At 73.3% G+C, this 18,682-nt stretch carries 12 protein-coding genes; 5 read left to right on the top strand and 7 right to left on the bottom strand.

Annotated elements, in window-relative coordinates:
* Nucleotides 1-29: 29 nt before the first annotated feature.
* The 6 genes from HZS56_RS24730 to HZS56_RS24705 all read right to left on the bottom strand — a co-directional run bounded on the left by HZS56_RS24730 (nt 30) and on the right by HZS56_RS24705 (nt 6,505).
* Nucleotides 30-752: an N-acetylmannosamine-6-phosphate 2-epimerase gene (locus HZS56_RS24730; protein ID WP_216722989.1), complete on the bottom strand. Its 723-nt coding sequence runs from the start codon at nt 750-752 to the stop codon at nt 30-32.
* A complete protein-coding gene (locus HZS56_RS24725; protein WP_216722988.1) occupies nt 749-1,696 on the bottom strand; it encodes an ROK family protein in 948 nt (315 codons plus the stop codon). Before HZS56_RS24725 ends, HZS56_RS24730 begins: the two co-directional genes overlap by 4 nt.
* On the bottom strand, nt 1,693-2,646 hold the full coding sequence (locus HZS56_RS24720) for a dihydrodipicolinate synthase family protein (protein ID WP_216722987.1): 954 nt from the start codon (nt 2,644-2,646) through the stop codon (nt 1,693-1,695). The genes HZS56_RS24725 and HZS56_RS24720 overlap by 4 nt, the downstream gene beginning before the upstream one ends.
* Before the next feature lie 89 nt (nt 2,647-2,735).
* A complete protein-coding gene (locus tag HZS56_RS24715; RefSeq protein WP_216722986.1) occupies nt 2,736-4,214 on the bottom strand; it encodes an exo-alpha-sialidase in 1,479 nt (492 codons plus the stop codon).
* A 25-nt stretch (nt 4,215-4,239) separates the two neighbouring features.
* A complete protein-coding gene (locus HZS56_RS24710; protein WP_216722985.1) occupies nt 4,240-5,262 on the bottom strand; it encodes an acetylxylan esterase in 1,023 nt (340 codons plus the stop codon).
* A 490-nt stretch (nt 5,263-5,752) separates the two neighbouring features.
* Nucleotides 5,753-6,505 carry a FadR/GntR family transcriptional regulator gene (locus HZS56_RS24705; RefSeq protein ID WP_374201203.1) on the bottom strand — a complete coding sequence of 251 codons (753 nt, stop codon included), beginning with the start codon at nt 6,503-6,505 and terminating at the stop codon, nt 5,753-5,755.
* Nucleotides 6,506-6,689: 184 nt separating this feature from the next.
* On the opposite strand from HZS56_RS24705, the gene HZS56_RS24700 reads away from it, so the two are divergent.
* From HZS56_RS24700 to HZS56_RS24680, 5 genes are all read left to right on the top strand, one after another.
* Nucleotides 6,690-8,243, top strand: coding sequence for an ABC transporter substrate-binding protein (locus tag HZS56_RS24700; RefSeq protein WP_216722983.1), 1,554 nt, complete (start codon nt 6,690-6,692; stop codon nt 8,241-8,243).
* A gap of 199 nt (nt 8,244-8,442) precedes the next feature.
* On the top strand, nt 8,443-9,393 hold the full coding sequence (locus tag HZS56_RS24695) for an ABC transporter permease (RefSeq protein ID WP_216722982.1): 951 nt from the start codon (nt 8,443-8,445) through the stop codon (nt 9,391-9,393).
* Nucleotides 9,393-11,387, top strand: a complete 1,995-nt coding sequence (locus HZS56_RS24690) for a dipeptide/oligopeptide/nickel ABC transporter permease/ATP-binding protein (protein ID WP_216722981.1) — start codon at nt 9,393-9,395, stop codon at nt 11,385-11,387. Before HZS56_RS24695 ends, HZS56_RS24690 begins: the two co-directional genes overlap by 1 nt.
* Nucleotides 11,384-12,403 (top strand): oligopeptide/dipeptide ABC transporter ATP-binding protein, encoded by a 1,020-nt coding sequence (locus HZS56_RS24685; protein WP_216722980.1) that lies wholly within the window; start codon nt 11,384-11,386, stop codon nt 12,401-12,403. The genes HZS56_RS24690 and HZS56_RS24685 overlap by 4 nt, the downstream gene beginning before the upstream one ends.
* A gap of 91 nt (nt 12,404-12,494) precedes the next feature.
* Nucleotides 12,495-14,801, top strand: a complete 2,307-nt coding sequence (locus tag HZS56_RS24680; RefSeq protein WP_216722979.1) for a PI-PLC domain-containing protein — start codon at nt 12,495-12,497, stop codon at nt 14,799-14,801.
* Between the two features lie 10 nt (nt 14,802-14,811).
* On the opposite strand, the gene HZS56_RS24675 is transcribed toward HZS56_RS24680, so the two are convergent.
* On the bottom strand, nt 14,812-18,207 hold the full coding sequence (locus HZS56_RS24675; protein ID WP_216722978.1) for a CARDB domain-containing protein: 3,396 nt from the start codon (nt 18,205-18,207) through the stop codon (nt 14,812-14,814).
* Between the last annotated feature and the right edge of the window lie 475 nt (nt 18,208-18,682).

The following is an 18,682-nucleotide window of genomic DNA, read 5'->3' as shown; positions in this document are numbered from 1 at the left end:
GTCCCTCGCGCGCCCTCGCGTGTACCGGGTCAGGGCGTGAGGCCCGCCACGAAGAGGCGGGTCAGCGCCGTCGGTGCCGTGATGGCGGTGCCGACGACGACGCTGTGCGCACCGGCCGCCAGGGCCCGTGCGGCCTGTTCGGGGGTCGCGATGCGCCCCTCGGCGATCACCGGCGTGTCGAGCGCGCCGGCCAGGTCGGTCACGAGCGCCAGGTCCGGGCCGGTCTGCACCGGGGATCCCGGCACGTAGCCGGACAGGGTGGTACCGACGAGGTCGGCCCCCTGGTCGGCGGCGGCACGGCCCTCGCCGAGGGTCGACACGTCGGCCATGACCCGGGCACCCGCCGCGTGGACGACCTCGACGAGTTGGGCGAAGGTGCTGCCGTCGGGGCGCGGACGCGCGGTGGCGTCGGCGGCGACGACCGCGGCGCCGGCCTCCACCAGCGCGAGCGCGTGGCGCACGGTCGGGGTGATGAAGACGCCGCTGTCGCCGTCCTTCCACAGCCCGATCACCGGGCAGTCGACGGCCGCGACGGTGGCCGCGACGACCTCGGGGTCGTTCACCCGCACGGCCGCCGCGCCACCGGACCGCGCCGCGAGGGCCATGCGGACCAGGGTGCCGGTGTCGCGCATCGGATCACCGGGCGGCGCCTGGCACGACACGATCAGGCGGCCCCTGAGAGCCTCGGCCGGAGACGCGGACGGGGCCGTGGTCGACGGGGTCGGGCGCGACGGGGCAGGGGGCGGGGTCATGACGGTGCTCCGGTGGTGTGGGGCGCGTGCAGGGGCAGGGTGCGGGTCAGCCCGGCCGCTCCGAGGACCGCGGCGTCGGCGCCGCCGTGCGGGTCGGCGGGGCGCAACGACCGCAGCGGGGGCATGAGTTCCGCGGCGAAGGCCTCGCACAGCGCGTCCCGGTACAGGGCGCCGATGCGGGGGACGCCGCCGGTGACGACGACGCGGTGCGGACCGAGCACGTTGGCGAGGCCGCCCAGGACACGGCCGGTCGCGCGGGCGCCGAGCGTGATGGCGGCGGTGGCGTGCCGGTCGCCGCGGGCGGCGCGTTCGGCGACGGTCTGGAGGCGGCCGGCGTCCTGGCCGCTGAGCCGCGCGTAGTGGGCGGTGATGGCGGGCCCCGCCGCGATCGCCTCCAGGTGACCGGTGGCCCCGCAGGTGCAGGGCAGCCCGTCCGCCTCGGGGCTGGGCAGGTGCCCGAGGTGTCCGGCGATCCCCGCGGCGCCGTGCAGTATGCGTCCTCCCGCGGCGACGGCGCCGCCGACTCCGGTGCCGACGGCCGCGTAGATCAGGGTGCCGTCGTCGCCGAGGCGCGCGAGTTCGGTCGCGGCGGCGGCGCGGACGTCGTTGTCGCAGGCCACGGGGAGTCCCGTGCGGGAGGCGAGGCCGGCGGCCAGTCGGGTGCCTGCCCAGCCGTGGAGGGTGTCGGTGGCGCTGGTGACCGTGCCGGAGACGGGGTCGATCACACCGGCCGCGGCGACGCCGACCGCCGCGGTGCCGCGCGCCTGCACTACGCGGGCGGCCTCGGCCAGCGCGTCCAGCACCGCCCCGGCGCCTCGCGTCGCCGGGGTGGGCCGGGTGTGCCGGGCCAGCACGGTGCCGTCGGCCCCGACGAGGGCGGCGGCGATCTTCGTGCCGCCCAGGTCGAGGCCGATCACCGGCGGTCCCGGGTGCCGTGCGGTCATCGGACCGGCAGCAGTCCGGCGCCGCGCAGGTGCCGCTCGACGTGGGCGACGGAGGCCTCCCCCAGCTGGATCTGCGGGGCGGCGGTGGTGCCGTGGGCGAGGACCCCGAGCAGCCGCAGGGCGTGCTTGAACGCGCCGATGGCGGAGGAGTTGCGGCCCATCTCGCTCTCGGGGCCCGCGTCGACGAGGCCGAACAGTTCGACGAGCCGCTCCTGTTCCCTGACGGCGCCGTCCAGGTCGCCGCCGCGTACCGCGTCGTAGAGACGGACGTACCCTGCGGGGTCGACGTTGCCGAGTCCGGGTACGACGCCGTCGGCACCGGCCAGCAGGGCGGCGTCCACGGTCAGTTCGGAGCCGGTGAGGATGCTGAAGGAGGGGGCGGGGCCGTCGGCGCGGCCGTGGCGTCCGCCGAGTTCGACGAGGAGCCGGCGCAGACCGCCCTCGTCGCCGCTGCTGTCCTTGAGACCGGCCAGCGTGCCGTCCTCGGCGAGTTCGCGCACCAGGGCGGCGGAGAGCTTGCTGTGCACGGAGACGGGGAGGTCGTAGGCGTACAGGGGGAGGTCGACGGTGGAGCGGATCGTACGGAAGTGCGCGGCCGTCTCGCGCGGGTGGGTGCGCGCGTAGAAGCCGGCCGTGGCCACCAGGGCGTCGGCGCCCGCCCTGCGGGCGGCCTCCGCGTGGACGAGGACCCTGGGGGTGGTCATGTCGATGACACCGGCGAGGACGGGCACGCGGCCCGCGACCGCCTCGACGACGGTGTCCAGGGCGACGGCACGCTGCCGGTCGGTGAGGAAGGCGACCTCGCTGCTGGAGCCCAGGGCGAACAGCCCGTGCACTCCCCCGCCGACGAGGTGTTCGACGAGACGGGCGAGCGAGGCGGTGTCGACCTCGCCCGCCGCGTCCAGTGGGGTGCAGACGGGCGGCACGACGCCGCGCAGGGGCTGGGACATGGTGTTCTCCTGGGTTGTGCTGCGGGTGGGGACGGGTGGGGACGGGCCGCCGGGCGCCGGGGTGCCGACGCCGGGCGGCCCGTGGCCGGCTACGGCTGGGTGACGGTGAACGTCTTGTCGCCGTAGGAGTGCCGGCTCCCGCGCACCTCGTAGGCGGCGGTGGCCGGCACGTTGCCCGCGGTGGCGTTCGCGGGGACCGTGACGGGGATCTCCGTGTTCGCGCCCTGGCCTGGAGCGAGCGCGGGCACGGTGACCTCCGGTGCGCTCCAGCCGTCCGGCAGGTCGAGCGAGACCTTGCCGGCGGGGAGCGCCACGTCGTTCTGGCTGACGACGCGGACGGTGACGGTGGTGGTCCGCCCCGCGGGCAGGGACGCGGGTGAGGTGACGGTGACCGGCGCGCAGACCCCGCCGAGCCACTGCAGGTCGAAGGACGAGTAGGTGATGTGGTCGACGTTGCCCCGCTCCCACAGCAGTCCCGTGCGCGGGTTGGCGCCCGTGCCGTCGCTGAGCGGGGTGAGCGTGGAGTAGGCGGCCGGGCCGGACTCGACGGTCTTGCGAATCGGCCAGTTCTCCCCGTTGTCGCAGGAGAGGCGGACGGTCAGGTTGCTGCGGCCGCCGGTCGTCGCGGTGTTGCTGAACATCAGCCAGGAGGCGCGCGGGTGGGTGGCGGCCACGTCCGGGGCGAAGCGGGTGACGGAGCCGTTGTTGGCCGGGTCCGGCAGCTCGGTGTCCTGCTGGAAGGGGGTGTAGGTGACGCCGCCGTCGGTGGAGTACGCGACCGTGCGGTACGGCGCGGAGCGGTTGTTGAGCATGATCCGGCCGTCGGAGAGTTCCACGGTCTTGTTCTCGTCGCCGCCGGGGCCGACGGGGGTGCCCGTCCTCCAGGTGGTGCCGTGGTCGTCGCTGTAGGCGCTGACCGCGTGGTTGGCGCCGTCCTTGCGGATGGCGTACTGCTGGATCAGCCGGCCCTTGTGGGTGCCGTGGCGCAGTTGGATGCCCTCGCCGGACGCGGCGAACATGCCGGCCCAGGCCGGGTTCTTGATGTCTGCGGTGATCCGCTCGTGCTTCCAGGTGAGCCCGTCGTCGTCGGAGTAGCTGTATTCGGCCTGGAGGACGTCCGGGTCGCTCTCGTCGTTGCCGGTGGCGGAGCCGGCGAAGCCCTGGTTCACGGAGGCCGCGTAGAAGACGAAGACGCGGCCGGTTGTGCGGTCGACCAGGAGGCTGGGGTCGCCGTAGCCCTGGGGTGCGGCGTCCTTGCGCACGACCTGCTGCGCCTGCCAGGTGGCGCCGCCGTCGGTGCTGCGCCTGAGGACGACGCCGATGTTGCCGGGCAGGTCACCCGCGTCGGGACGGGCGTCGTACGCGGCGATGAGCGTGCCCTCGGTGGTCCGGGTGAGGGCGGGAATGCGGTAGTAGGGAGAGCCGGTGCCCGCGGTGGCGAGGTCCTGCGAGGCGAGGGTGCCCGCTGCTGCGTTCGCCGCGGAGGGGGCGCCGTAGGCGGCGGGGACGGTGCCGGCGAGGACCAGCAGGGCGGCGGTGCCGAGGGAAAGAGTGACTCTTCGCTGCATGAGCAGGCCTCTTCTCGGGTGGGGATCAGACGGGTCGCGGAGCGTGCAGGGCTGGTTCGGCGGTGCGTGTTTCGGAGTCCGGGGTGGTGAACAGCTCACGGACCCAGGCGAGTTGTTCGCGGCGGTGGTGGCCGCCGCCGCCCTCGTGACCGTTGAACTCGTAGACGCGCAGGTCCTTGCGGCCGCCGTAGCGGTGGTAGGCGGCGAAGACCGTCGAGGGCGGGCAGATGTCGTCCATCATCGCGATGGAGAAGAGCGCCGGGGCCGTGGCGCGCGCGGCCAGCAGGGCGGCGTCGACGTAGGACAGGGTGGTGAAGACGGTGCCGGCGCGGTCGCGGTGCAGGCGCAGGTACTCGGCGACCTCGGTGTAGGGCGGCCGGGCGGCGATCGTCGCGCCGCGCCTGATGTCGCAGAGGAAGGGGACGTCGGGCATCACCCCGGCCAGGCCCGGCACGAGTCCGGCGACCGCGAGGGCGATGCCGCCGCCCTGGCTGACACCGGTGACGACGACCTGGTCCGCGTCGACGGCCGGATGGGCGCGGGCGGCCTCGACGAAGCGCACGGCGTCGGTGAACACCCGGCGGTAGTAGTGGTCGTCCGGGTGCTCGACGCCACGGGTGAGGAAGCCGGGGACGGTGCCGTTCAGGGCGGCGGTGTCGGGGGTGTCGCCGCCCGCGGTGGACCATCCCTGGCCGCGCGTGTCCATGACGAAGTGGGCGTGGCCCGCGTTGGCCCAGAGCACCTGCTCGTGCGCCAGGCCCCGGCCGCGGCCGTAGCCGAGGAACTCCACGACGCAGCCGAGCGGTCCGTGCGCCCGGGCGGGCAGGTGCAGCCAGCCCCTGACGGGCTCCCCGGCGAAGCCCGGCACCGCGACGTCGTACGTCGTCACCTCGGTCAGTCCGGTGTCCACGCGGGTGAAGCCGGGCGTGCCGCCGCGCTCGCGGGCCTCGTGCAGGGTGCGGTCCCAGAAGGCGTCGAGGTCGGCGGGCTCGTGGAGGTCGGGCCGCAGTGCGAGGCACTGGGCGAGGGTGAGGTCCGTCAGTGGCATGGAGGGCCCCGGTGGGTGAGGCGTGCGCGCGGCGCAGCGCGAGGAACGGGACGGGCTCGGCCGAGCCGGACCCGACAGTCAGCGAGAATGCGAGAGCAGACGTCTGATGTCTGCTGTCCGAGGACATTAGAGACCGGGCCGACGACCGTCAAGTGGCCGGGCCGGAGGCCGGGGTTCGCGGACGGGCGGGCCGGACCGCGGGGGCGAGCGGGAGCCGGACCCGTGGGCGGGAGGAGGGGCCGCCGGCGGGCCGCGTCGCGGGCCGACCGAACGCGCACAGGCCGCGTCGCGGGCCGACCGAACGCGCACAGGCCGCATCGTGGGCCGACCGAACGCGCACAGGTCGCGTCGCGGGCGAGCGCGGGAAGCGGGCCCGTGGCCCCGGGACCGTGGGCGCGCACGGCAGGGGCGCCCCGGGCGGGGCCGTCGGCGAGGGCACCCCGGCAGGGGCACCCCGGCGGGGGCACCCCTGTCGCCGGGACCCGGCGGGTCAGCGGCGGGCGCGGGCCTCCTCGATGCGCCGGCGCACCGGGGCGTAGTGCTCGGCGAGGGCCGCCGAGAACTCGACCGGGTCGCGGTCGCGCACGGCGTCCACGATGCGCTGGTGGTTGGTGATGGTGGCCGCCTCGTGCTCGCTGGTGAACACGTCCAGGTGGGGCGCGACGATGACGTAGACGTCCCAGAAGGCCGTGGACAGCTGGCCGATGAGGTCGTTTCCGAGCGGGGCGAGGAGCAGGGTGTGGAAGGCCCGGTCCGCCTCGACGAAACCGTGTCCCTCCCCCGCCCCGGCCCTGCGCATCTCGTCGACGTGGGCCGCCAGGCGGTCGATCTGCTCCTCGTCCAGGGAGGAGACGAGCCGTTCGGCCATGCCCCGCTCGAACAGCTCGCGCACCTCGACGAGGTCGCTCATCACCTGGAAGTCGTCGTCGGGGCTGAGCAGACCGCGGAAGGTCAGACTCTCCACCAGCGCCGACAGACTCAGCCGTCCGACATAGGTCCCGTGGCCGTGCCGTACCTCGACGATGTCGAGGGCGGTCAGGATCCGGATCGCCTCGCGCACACTGGACCGGCTCGCGCCGAGCGCCTCGCACAGGGCGGGCTCGGTCGGCAAGGGGTCCCCGGGGCGCAGTTCGTTGCGCAGGATGTAGGACTTGATGCCGTCCACCACCTCCTGTCGCAACGGTTGTCGTGCCGTCTTGGGCTCCGGCACCGACTGCCGAACCGCCCTTTGCCCCACCGCCACCTCTTGACCCCTTTCCTTTGCCCGGCTACGTTCCCACGTTATCAAGCATCAGACATCAGACGTCTGATGCACTGTCGGTGAGGCGCCGGCCACACTCGCCTCCCCCGGCTCGACCTCTCCCGTCTCCCGCCTGGAGGACTCCTTGTCCGCGCGCAGTGCAGCCGGCGTCGATCGCCGTACGTTCATGAGATACACCGGTGCCGTCGGTGTGGCGACCGCCGTCACCACGGGCCTGACGGCCTGCGGCGGCCCGGCTTCCACCGGGGACGGCGCCGGGGACGCGGGCAGTGGCGGCGACACCGTCGAGGCCGGGATCTCCTACCCGCTCTCCACCGGCTTCGACCCGATGATCACCTCGGGCGCGACTCCCTACGCCGCCAACATGCACATCTTCGAGGGCCTGGTGGACCTCGACCCGGCGACGCTCGTGGCGCGGCCGGCGCTGGCCACCGAGATGCCCAGGAAGATCAACGCGACGACCTACCGGGCCACCCTGCGCGAGGGCGCGACCTTCCACGACGGGTCGGCGGTCACCGCGGACGACGTGGTGTTCAGCTTCGAGCGCGTCCTGGACGAGAAGAACGCCTCACTGATGGCGCAGTTCGTCCCGTTCGTCGACAAGGTCACCGCGGTCGACGGGTCGACGGTCGAGTTCAAGCTGAAGTACCCCTTCGCGCTCTTCCCGTCCCGCATCTCCGTGGTCCGGATCGTGCCCGAGAAGGTCGCGGGAGCCGACGCCAAGGCCTTCGACTCCAGGCCGGTCGGCTCCGGCCCGTACCGGTTCGTGTCGGCGGTCCGCGAGGACAAGATCGTCATGGCGGCGTACGACAAGTACAACGGGCCGCACCCCGCCAAGGCCAAGAAGCTGGTCTGGCGCCTGATCTCCGACCCGTCCGCCCGGGTCAGCGCGCTCAAGTCGGGCCGGGTGCAGGCCATCGAGGACGTGCCCTACATCGACGTCGAGGGCTTCACCGGCAAGGACGAGGTGGAGTCGGTCCAGTCCTTCGGGCTGCTGTTCCTGATGTTCAACTGCGCGGACGCGCGGTTCGAGGACAAGCGGGTGCGGCAGGCCCTGCACTACGCGCTCGACACCGAGAAGATCATCTCCACCGCGCTGCTCGGCAACGCCGAGGCCGCCACCGGATACGTCCCGGCCACGCACCCCGACTACCACAGGGCCGCCACCGTCTACGGGCACGACCCGGCCAGGGCCAGGAAACTGCTCGCCGAGGCGGGCGCGGGCAAGCTGTCCTTCACGCTGATGCTCACCGACAACGGCTGGGTCAAGGACATCGCGCCCCTGATCAAGGAGAGCTGGGCCGCGGTCGGTGTCGACGCCGAGCTCGACATCCAGCAGTCCCCCGCGCAGTACGCCAAGGTCGACCAGGGCGACTTCGACGCCCTGGCCGCGCCCGGCGACCCGTCCGTCTTCGGCAACGACGCCGACCTGCTGCTGCGCTGGTTCTACTACGGCTTCTGGCCGGAGAACCGTTACGGCTGGAAGGGCAGCGAGGCCTACAAGCAGACCAGGTCGCTGCTCGACAAGGCCGCGGCGGAGGCCGACGAGGGCAGGCGCAGGGAACTGTGGGGCCGGGTGACCGACCTGGTCGCCGACGAGGCGGCGCTGTATCCGCTGCTGCACCGCAAGCTGCCCACCGCGTGGCGCGAGGGGACGCTGACGGACTTCAAGCCGCTGCCCACCACCGGGCTGTCCTTCCTCGACGTCGGCCGGGCCTGACCCGCGGCTCACCCCCGGGCCCGACCGCCCCACACGCCCGGGCCCGACCCGCGTCTCGACTCCGGGCCCGACCACCCCACACGCCCGGGCCCGGCCCCGCGTCTCACCTTCGGACCTGACTGCACCTCAGGCCGCCGGGCCGCCGCAGCCCGTACCACCCGTCGCGGCGGCTCTCGCCCCAACCGCTAGGAACCTCACGATGGTTGCATTTCTCCGGCTCGCGCTGCGCCGCGTCGCGATGATGCCGGTGATGGTCCTCGGCATCACGCTGCTGGTCTTCGTGGTCCTCCAGTTCTCGCCGACCGACCCCGCGTACAACGCGCTGGGCGAGTCGGCGAGCCCGGCGGCACGAGCGGCGTTCGCCGAGGCCAACGGACTCGACGACCCCCTGCCCGTACGGTACTTCGCCTTCCTCGGCGATCTGCTGCGGGGGGACCTCGGCGTCACGATGTCGCCCAGCCAGCCCGTCACCGACCGGATCGCCACCGCGTTCCCGCTCACGCTGCAGCTGACCCTGCTCGGCCTCGCGCTCGCCGTCGTGCTGGCGCTGGTCTTCGGTGTCCTCAGCGCCGTCTACCGGGACCGCTGGCCGGACCAGGTCTTCCGGGTGCTGTCGATGGCCGGCATCGCCCTGCCCTCGTTCTGGCTCGGCGTCCTGCTCATCCAGCAGTTCGCGCTGAACATGCCGCTCCTCCCGACCGGCGGCTACGTCAACCCGGCCGACTCCTTCGGCGGCTGGCTGGAGAGCATGACGCTGCCCGCGGTGTCCCTCGCCCTGCCCGTCGCCTCGTCGCTGGCCCGGCTGATCCGCACCTCGATGGTCACGGAACTCGACCGCGACTACGTGCGCACCGCCCGCGGCAGCGGCCTGCCGCCGTCCCTGATCATCCGCTCGGTGCTGCGCAACGCCCTGGTCACCCCGCTGACGGTGCTGGGCGTCAAGGTCGGCTACATGCTGAGCGGCGCCGTGGTCATCGAGGCGATCTTCGACCTGCCCGGCATGGGCAAGCTGATCCTCGAGGGCGTCAACGGGGGCGACGTCGGGCTGGTCCAGGGGACCGTGCTCACCATCGCGATCGCCTTCCTCCTGGTCAACGTCGTCGTCGACCTGCTCTACCTGCTCGTCAACCCGCGCATCAGGACGGTGTGATGTTCGCTCCACGCTCCCTCGCCGGGCGTCTCGCCCGGCCCGGCACCCGCCTGCGCCGGCTGCCCGTGACCTCCCGGATCGCCCTCGGGATCCTCCTCGTGGTGGTGCTGGCCGCGGTGTTCGCCCCGCTGCTCACCCAGGACCCGCTCGCCACCGGCATCCCCGCCCGGGCTCCGGGCGCCGACCACTGGTTCGGCACCGACCGGGCCGGGCGCGACGTGTTCGCCCGGGTCGTGCACGGTGCCCGCTACTCCCTCGTCATCGGGCTCGGCGCGACCCTGGCCGCCCTGGTCCTCGGCTCCGCCCTGGGCGCGCTGGCGGCGACCTCGCGCAGGCTCGCCGACGAGTCGGTGATGCGCACCCTCGACGTCGTCATGTCCTTCCCGCCGATCGCACTGGCCGCCGTGCTCGTCGCGGTCTTCGGGCCCAGCGTGCCGGTCATCATCTTCACCATCGCGTTCGTCTACGCGCCCTCGCTCGCCCGCGTGGTACGGGCCAACGTGCTGGAGCAGTACGGCGAGGACTACGTCGCCGCCGAGCGGGTCGTCGGCGCCCGCCGAGGCCACATCGTGCTCCGGCACGTCGCGGTCAACTGCGCGGCGCCGGTGCTGGTGTTCGCGACGGTCATGGTGGCCGACTCGATCATCTTCGAGGCCAGCCTGTCCTTCATCGGCGCCGGTGTGCAGGACCCCGACCCGAGCTGGGGCAGCGTCCTGGCCTACGGCCGGCAGATCCTGCTGTCGGGCGGCTGGTGGGCGACGCTCTTCCCCGGGCTGTGCGTGTTGGTCACGGTGCTCGCGCTGAACGTCCTCTCCGAGGGCATGACGGACGCCGCCGCGTCCCCGGACACGTCCCGCACCGGCAACGACGACACCGACGAGAACGCCGCCGCCTCCGCGCCCGCCGCCGACGGGGCCGAGGTGGACGCCGCGCTCGCCGAACTGGCGTCCCGCCTGCGGGCGACGGAGCCCGCCGTGCCGCCGCTCGCCGGGGACGCGGCCGACCTGCTCGTGGTGCGCGACCTGTCCGTCCGTTTCCCGGACCGGTACGGCGACGTCCGCGTCGTCGACGGCATCTCCTTCACCGTCCGCGAGGGCGAGACCCTCGGCCTGGTCGGCGAGTCGGGCTGCGGCAAGTCCGTCACGAGCCTGGCGGTCATGGGCCTGCTGGCCCGCAACGCCGAGGCCCGGGGCGAGATCCTCTACCGCGGCCGCGACCTGCTGAAGTCGGCGCCGAAGGAGCGCCGGGCGCTGATGGGCCCGGAGATCGCGATGGTCTACCAGGACGCCATGTCGTCCCTGAACCCGTCCGTGCTGATCGGCACCCAGCTGAAGTGGCTCACCTCCCGCGGCGGCACCCGCACCCCCGCCGAGCTGCTCGAACTGGTGGGGCTCTCCCCCGAACGCACCCTGCGCAGCTATCCGCACGAGCTGTCCGGCGGCCAGCGCCAGCGCGTGCTGATCGCGATGGCCCTGTCCCGCAGTCCGCGGCTGCTCATCGCCGACGAGCCGACCACCGCCCTCGACGTCACCGTGCAGGCCCAGGTCGTCGAGCTGCTGGTCCGGCTGCGCGACGAACTCGGCTTCGCGATGGTCCTCGTCTCCCACGACCTCGCCCTGGTCGGCGACCTCGCCCACCGGGTCGCGGTCATGTACGCCGGGCAGGTCGCCGAGGCCGGCGAGACCCGGGCGCTGCTCACCGACCCGGCGCACCACTACAGCCGGGGGCTGCTCGGCTCGGTGGTCTCCCTGGAGTCGGGTGCGCAGCGCCTGCACCAGATCCGCGGCGTCGTACCGGCCCCGAAGGCGTTCGGCGCGGGCTGCCGGTTCGCGTCCCGCTGCGCCGCCGCCACCGAGCTGTGCGCCACCACGCCGCCGCCCGCCACCGACCGCGCCGCGGGCCCCGACCACCTCTTCGCCTGCCACCACCCGGCGTCGACGAGCGGGCCCGCTGCGGCGGGCGGGTCGGCGAAGTCGCTGGAGAGTGCCCGATGACCGCACCGAAGGACAGCACCATGGACCCACTCGTCCGGCTCGACGGCATCCACGTCAGGCACCGGGCCCGCAGCGGCGGCCTCCTGCGCCGGGACTCCGTGCACGCCCTCACCGACGTCACCCTCGAAGTGGGCCGGGGCGAGATCCTCGGCCTGGTCGGCGAGTCGGGCTGCGGCAAGTCCACGCTGGCCCGCGTGGTCACCGGACTGCAGCGGCCGACCGAGGGCAGGGTGTCCTTCCGGGGCCGCGACCTGTGGGCGATGAGCGCCGCCGAACGCCGTACCGGGTTCGGTGCCGCCGTGGGCGTGGTCTTCCAGGACGCCTCCACGGCACTGAACCCTCGGCTGCCCGTGCGCCGGATCCTGCGCGACCCGCTGGACGTGCACGACCGCGGCACCCGGGCGGAGCGCGAGGACCGGGTGGAGGAACTGCTCGATCTGGTCGGGCTGCCCGGTCACACCCTTCAGGCGCTGCCGGGGCAGCTGTCCGGCGGTCAGCGCCAGCGCGTGGCCATCGCCCGAGCCCTCGCGCTGGAACCGGAGCTGATCGTCGCCGACGAGCCCACCAGTGCCCTGGACGTGTCGGTGCGCGCCCAGATCCTCAACCTGCTGGTGGACCTGCGCGCCCGGCTCGGCCTGGGCATGGTGTTCATCTCGCACGACGTGCAGACGGTGCGCTACCTGGCGGACCGTATCGCGGTGCTGTACCTGGGCCGCGTGGTCGAGGAGGGCGGGGCCGCGGAGGTCTCCGGGGCCTCCCGCCACCCGTACACCGAGGCGCTGCTGTCCGCCACGCCTAGCCTGCTGGAGCGGCCGGAGCGGATCGTGCTGCACGGGCCGGTGCCGTCGGCGACCAACCCGCCCTCCGGCTGCCCGTTCCGCACCCGCTGCTGGAAGGCGGACGACGCCTGCGCCATCGTGTTCCCGACGGCGACCGAAGGGTCCGGCGGTCACCGGTGGCACTGCGTCCATCCTCAGGAGGGCGCCGTCCCGCGGGAGGTCGCCGGCGGGAAGTGACGGGTATCGGCCGGCCCGGGCCGGGGCATGCGTGTGATGGCGCCCCGCCCGGGTGCCCCGCACGACGGCCCGCCGAGACGAGAATGGCTCCATGGACGCACTGCTACGGCGCTCGCCCCGGCTGGGGGCGCTGGCCTGGTGCGTGGCGGTGCTGAGCATGACCGTGCTGGCCGCGGCGGCCGTCGTGCGCAGCACGGTCCTCGATCCCGGCTTCTACGACCAGGTGCTGGAGGACGAGCACGCCTACCAGCGCTTCTACGACGAGGTGCTGGTGGATCCCGGCAGTACGCCGCTGACCAGCGAACTGCTCGACCGGCTGCCCGTCCCGCAGTCGACCATCACCTCGAACCTCAAGGTGGTGATCCCGCCGGAGACCCTGCGCACCATGGGTGAGGGGCAGATCGAGGAGGTGGTCCACTATCTGGAGGGCGACCGCGACCGGCTGCGGATCACCGTCGACCTGGAGCCCGTCGTCGCGAACGTCGAACGGCTGAGCCAGGCGTACTTCGGTGACGCGGTCGCCGCACTGCAGGAGCGCTCCGAACCTGACTTCCAGGCCTTCGTGCAACGGCTGTCCGACCTGGTCGCCCAGGTGGTGGCCGGTGAGGCGCCGCTGGACGAGCTGCCCACGCTGCCGCTCTCGCACAGTCAGGCACTCGCGGCCACGGACGCGTTGATGCGTCTGGTGCCGGACGACGCCGCGCGGGACGGCATCGAGGACACCGTGCGCACGGCGCTGGACCGGGGCGACGTGGCCTCGGCCCTGGCCGCGCTCGCGCCCCTCGCCCTGACCGACCAGGTCCGCGAGGCCGCCGGGGAGCTGCTGCGGGAGGCCGAGCGGGGCACGTGGGTCGTGACGGTGGACGTGGATCCGTCGGCCGAGGCGCTGGCGCCGCTGAACCGCGCCCGCAACGTGACCCGGCTCTTCCAGGACGTGGTGGAACCGGCGGCGGCCGTGCTCTGCGCCGCCGCGCTCACCCTGCTGTGGTTCTCCACCCCCGCGCCCGCCGGGCGCCGGCTGATGCCGCTGGGCTGGGTGCCGGCGGCCGCCGCCGCGCTGACGGCGCTGACGGTGCTCGCGCTGCGTCTGGCGCTGGGCGGTGCCCTGTTCGCCTCGCCCGAGTCGTGGCCCCCGGCGGCGTCGGGGCTGCTCGCCGACGTCCAGGCCGCCGCGCTCGACCGGCTGCTGACCACCGCCGTCGTCGTCGCGGTCATCCTGCTCGCCGCGGGCGCCCTGCTCATCACCGTCGGCTGGGCCCGGCAGACCCGGCCCAGCGTGCCGGTCCTCACCGACCCGCGGCACGTTCCGGCGCTGACGTTCGCCGTCACCGCCTGCGCCCTGGTCGGGACGATGCTGGCGCCGGTGGCGATCACCGGTTCCTCGCCGCGGATCTGCCAGGGCAGCGCCGAGCTGTGCGACGCCCGCTACGACGAGATCGCCCAGCTCGCGTCGCACAACGCGATGGCGACGACGGCGGACCGGTTCATCGGCCCGCTGCAGGACCCGGACATCGTCGGTCAGCTGGACGCCGGGGTGCGGGTGCTGCTTCTGGACACGCACCGCTGGGAACGGCCCGAGGAGGTGGCCGAGCGGCTGAACACCTCGGACTTCTCCCCGGCCGAGCGGCGGCGGCTCACCGGGATCCTGGAGCGGGTGAACCCGCCGCACCCGGGGCTGTGGCTGTGCCACTCGGTGTGCGGCGCCGGGGCCCTGGAACTGACGCCGACGCTGCGGCAGATCGGTGACTGGCTGCGCGACAACCCCTCGGACGTCGTCACGCTGATCCTGCAGGACGGCGTGGACGCGGTGGCGACGCAGAACGCCTTCCGGCAGGCCGGGCTCTCCGACCTGCTGTACGAGCCGGACCGGGACCCGGACCGTCCGTGGCCGAAGCTCGGCGACATGGTCGACAGCGGCCGCCGGCTGGTCGTCTTCGCCGAGAAGGCGGACGGCCCCGCACCGTGGTACCGCAATCTGTACCGGTACGGCATGGAGACGCCCTTCGCCTTCCGCAGCCCGGACGAGATGTCCTGTCTGCCGAACCGGGGAGGCGCGGACAAGCGGCTGTTCCTGCTCAACCACTTCGTCACGGCCGGCGGCGGCCTGCGGCTGGACGCCGGGGTCGTCAACTCCCGGCAGCGGGTGCTGGAGCGGGCGCACACCTGTGAGCGGCAGCGCGGCAGACCGGTCAACTTCGTCGCGGTGGACTACGCGACGATCGGTGACGCGCTCGGCGCGGTGGAGGAGCTGAACGCCGAGCGGCTCCGGGACGACACCCGCGTCCCCGTCGAACGGTCGCCGGACCGGCTGCGGGACGCGGGTGCTGCCCGGCGGCGCGGTGGTGCTCCGCGCCGCCGGGCGGGTTCCGGCTGGGCCTTCCTGCAGGCCGGTTCCTAGCGGCCTGCCGCTACTGGTCGATGGTGAACTGTGAGCCCGGTTCGATCCGTATGTCCTCCTCGGCCGAGCCGGTGATCGTCACGTCGGTGAGCGTCGCGCTGCCGCGGGCGCCGCCCATGGCGAGGATGCCGGAGCCGTTGTTGGACTTGTCGATGCGGACGTTGTCGATCTTCACGTCCGGCATCGCACCGCCTCCCGTCTTGAACTGGATGCCGTCGTAGGTCGAGTCGAGGATCTCGGTGTCCTTGATGGTCACGCCCGGGATGTCCTGGCCCTGCGCGAAGAGGGTGATGGCGCCGAACTCCTGTGCCTCGCCCCAGAACGCGCCGCCGGTGCGGTGCAGGGCGTTGCCCGCGATGAGTGTCTGCCCGGAGAACGGCAGCGGGTCGTGGTCGGTGGCGAGCATGATGCCGGGGTAGTTCATGGTGTCGGAGACGACGTTGTTCTCGACGGTGTTGCCGTAACCTCCGTACACCGCGATGCCGTTGGCCCGCCAGGGCAGCTGGATGGTGTTGTTGCGGAAGTGGTTGTCGTGGCCGACGTCCACGGACGTGTCCTTCACGTACTTGTTCGCCCAGACGGCGAGCGAGTCGTCGCCGGTGGTGCGGAAGGACGAGTTGTGGACCGTGGAGTTGCGGGTGCCGTTGGAGAAGTTGATGCCGTCGGCGAAGGTGTCGCGGATGCGCATGCCGGTGAACTCCAGGCCGTCACCGGGCCCCCACAGCTCGGGGATGTTCGAGTAGTCGCGGCCGACCCAGACGCCGACGTTGGCGTGCTCGATCCACACGTTGCTGATCCTGGTGTCCTTGCCGAAGCGGCCGTTGAGCCCGACGCCGCCCTCCTGGTTGCCGTCGCCGCCGCGGATGGTGCCGGAGCCGAAGATGGCGAGGTCGGAGATCTGCGTGTTGTCGTCGATGTCGAAGCCGAAGTTGCCCTCGTGCGGGTGGTTGATGCCGCCGGCCTCGTGCGGCGGGGTCAGGGTGTAGAGCTGGGAGTGCCACATCCCGGCGCCGCGGACGGTGACGTCGCTGATGCCGACCTGGTTGTACTGGCCGCGGTCCTGCGGGTCGTCGGTGAGGATCTTCTGCTCCTGGCGCCACTGTCCGGCCGGGATCCACACGCAGTCGATCCTGCCGTTCTGGTCGTCGGTGACGGCGCGCTGGATGGCGTCGGTGTCGTCGAGTCCGTCGCCGGGGACGGCGCCGTACTCGGTGATGGACGTGCACTCGGCCGGCTTCTCCTTGGGCGGCGCGACCTGCTCCAGGTCGATCAGGTCGATGACGTAGAAGTCGGCCGAGTCGCCCGCGTCGCGCTGCAGGCGGAACTCGGTGCCCTGCGGGAAGGTGCGGTCGAGGAGTGCGTGGGACTCGTCGAAGAGCCGCCGCGCGTCGCCGCCGGGCCGGTTGGTGAGCCCTTCGGGGTCGTCGGTGCTGCCGTACAGCCAGCTGTGCTTGGACGACAGGGTCAGTTTCTGCACGAACTCGCCGTCGGCGTAGAGGCTGATGGTGGCCTCGGTTCCGCCGCCGCCGGGGGCGTCGGGGATGGAGTTGCGCACCACGACCGAGTTGGTGGGTGTGGTGGAGGTGAACTCGACGTACTCACCGGTGGAGTCGAGCCGGACGGACTTGCGGCCGGAGGACTCGGTGCCGAAGTTGGTGTGCCCGAAGGTGCGCTTGGCGTCGGCGGTGAGCAGTGTCCCCTCGTAACGGCCGTCCTCCGCCTCGTACTCGGTGTACGGCACGGCGGCGCCGCGTCCGACGACGAGGGACTTGGCGAGGACGTTGTTGTTCTCGTTGGTCTCGGCGACGACGTCGGTGGCGTCGGCGGTGGCGGAGAGGGTGACCCCGCCGCCGGTCGCCGTCCAGACGCCGCTGACCGGCACGTTCACGGTGGCGCCCGCGGCCACCTCGGCGGTCTCTCCGTCCAGCGTGGTGGATCCGGCCCGGACGCGGGTCACCGAGCCGGCTTCTGCGGGGCTGGTGCCCCGGTTGTGCACGGCGACGGTGAAGGAGACCTTCGCGCCGACCGCCGGGTTGGCGGGGCTGGTGGTGATCGAGCGCACCTCCAGGTCGGGTCCGGGGGCCCGGCCGACGACCAACTTGTCGGTGGCGGCCCGGCTGTTGTTGGTGTCGTCGAGTTCGGCGACGGTGTCCTTCGGGTCGGCCACCGCGGTGACCGCGTAGCTCCCGGCCGCGTGGGTGCCGGTGGCGACGGCGACCTCGGCGGACTCGCCGGGTTCGAGCGCGGGGACCGCGGCGCTGCCGGCCGTGGTGCCCTCCACGGTGACCTCGGTGGTCGTCGCGGCCGAGGGCGCGGTGCCGGCGTTGCGGACCGTGGTGCCGACGGTGACCTCGTCGCGCTCGTCCGGCTCGGCGGGCGACCAGTCGAGGCCGGTGACCGTGAGGTCGGGGGCGGGCGCGGCGGTGCCGAGGACCTGGAACTCGGCGACCTGGCCGCCGGGTGCGCCGGTGTTGGAGAAGAACCGGAGCCGTACGTCGGCGGCCCGCCCGCTGACCGGGATGGTGACGGTGTTGTCCCGGGCGGGGCTGAAGGCATGGTCGGCGCGCTCGCTGAGCGCGGTGAAGTCGTCCTCGCCCTGCGCGCGGCCGAAGACCTGGATGTTCTGGGTGCGGGCGGACCAGGCCGGGTCGGGGTTGAGCTTGACCACGACGCCGCCGAGGTCCGCGTCGGAGCCGAGCTCGACGGTGAGGTCCGCCGGGTGGCCGGCGGCCTCCCAGTACGTGGACGTCGAGTCGTCGGTGGCGTTGGCGGCGACGTAGTTCTGCGTGGTGGAGGTGGCCTCGGCCGGCTTGTTGCGGGCGAGGTTGGTGCCGGCGGGCGGCGGGCCGGTGTCCGCCTCGTCGCCGTACACCTCCAGTTCGGCCAGCTGTGCGGCGTTCCAGCCGGTGTTGCCGGTGATGTCGACGCGGACGTAGCGGGCCTCGGCCGGTGAGGCGAGGTCGACGGCGACGGTGCCCGCCTGCGCGGGGCCGAACGTCCGTGCACCGGCGGCGTGGAGGGTGCGGAAGGTGGAGCCGTCGGTGCTGCCCCGCAGGGAGAGGGTCTGGTTGCGGCTCTCCCAGCCGGCGGGCAGTTTGAGGACCACCCGGTCGACGTCGCGTGCGGTGCCGAGGTCGACCTGGAGCCACTCGGGGAAGGTGCCGGCCGGTCCTTCCCAGTAGGTGGCCTGCTGTCCGTCGGTGGCGTTGCCCGCCGGGTACGCGCCGTGCGAACCGCCCGCCGTGGCGGGGCGGCCGAGGGCCAGGTTGACGTCTGCGGCGGCCGTCCCGGTGCCGGTGGCCGCGTGCGCGCCGGCCGCGAGGGGGAGGGGCAGCAGCCCGACCGTCATCAGCCCGGCGACGACGGCGCCCGTGAGCGTCCGCCGGCCGAGATGTCTCCGTCTCATGGGGGTCCTCTGTTCCGTGGGGAGTCGGGGAGCGGGCGCGACGGTCCGGCAAGTTGAGGGGAGCACCGAATCTGCGCGCCAATTGAGCAGAGCAGTCGATTCTTTGCGGAAAGTGCGTCATCAGGTTTCTAGCGCGTTACTCGTTTGTCAACGGTCGCGACTGGGACGCGAGTTGACACGTAAGTGATTTGCGCGGCTTGCCATGCGCTTGCGCAGCACTTGAACTGGCAGTCAACGTCCGAGGGGCGACGGACGGGCCGCTGGAAGCCCGCAAGAGACGCAAGTCATGCGCGGGACAGAGAAACGGGACAGGGAAACGGGACAGGGAAAACAGAAGGCCGGGGCCCCCCCCGGGGGGGGGGGGGGGGGGGGGGCGGGGGGGGGGGGGGGGGGGCCGGGGGGGCGGGCGGGGGGGGGGCGCGGCGCGGCGGGGGGCCGCGCGCCCGCGCGCCGCGCGCGCCCGGGGGCGGCGGGG

Source organism: Streptomyces mayonensis (genome assembly GCF_018982965.1).
GTDB lineage: Bacteria > Actinomycetota > Actinomycetes > Streptomycetales > Streptomycetaceae > Streptomyces > Streptomyces mayonensis.
Note: the sequence above shows the minus strand (reverse complement) of the source record. Positions and strands in the feature narration are given on the sequence as shown.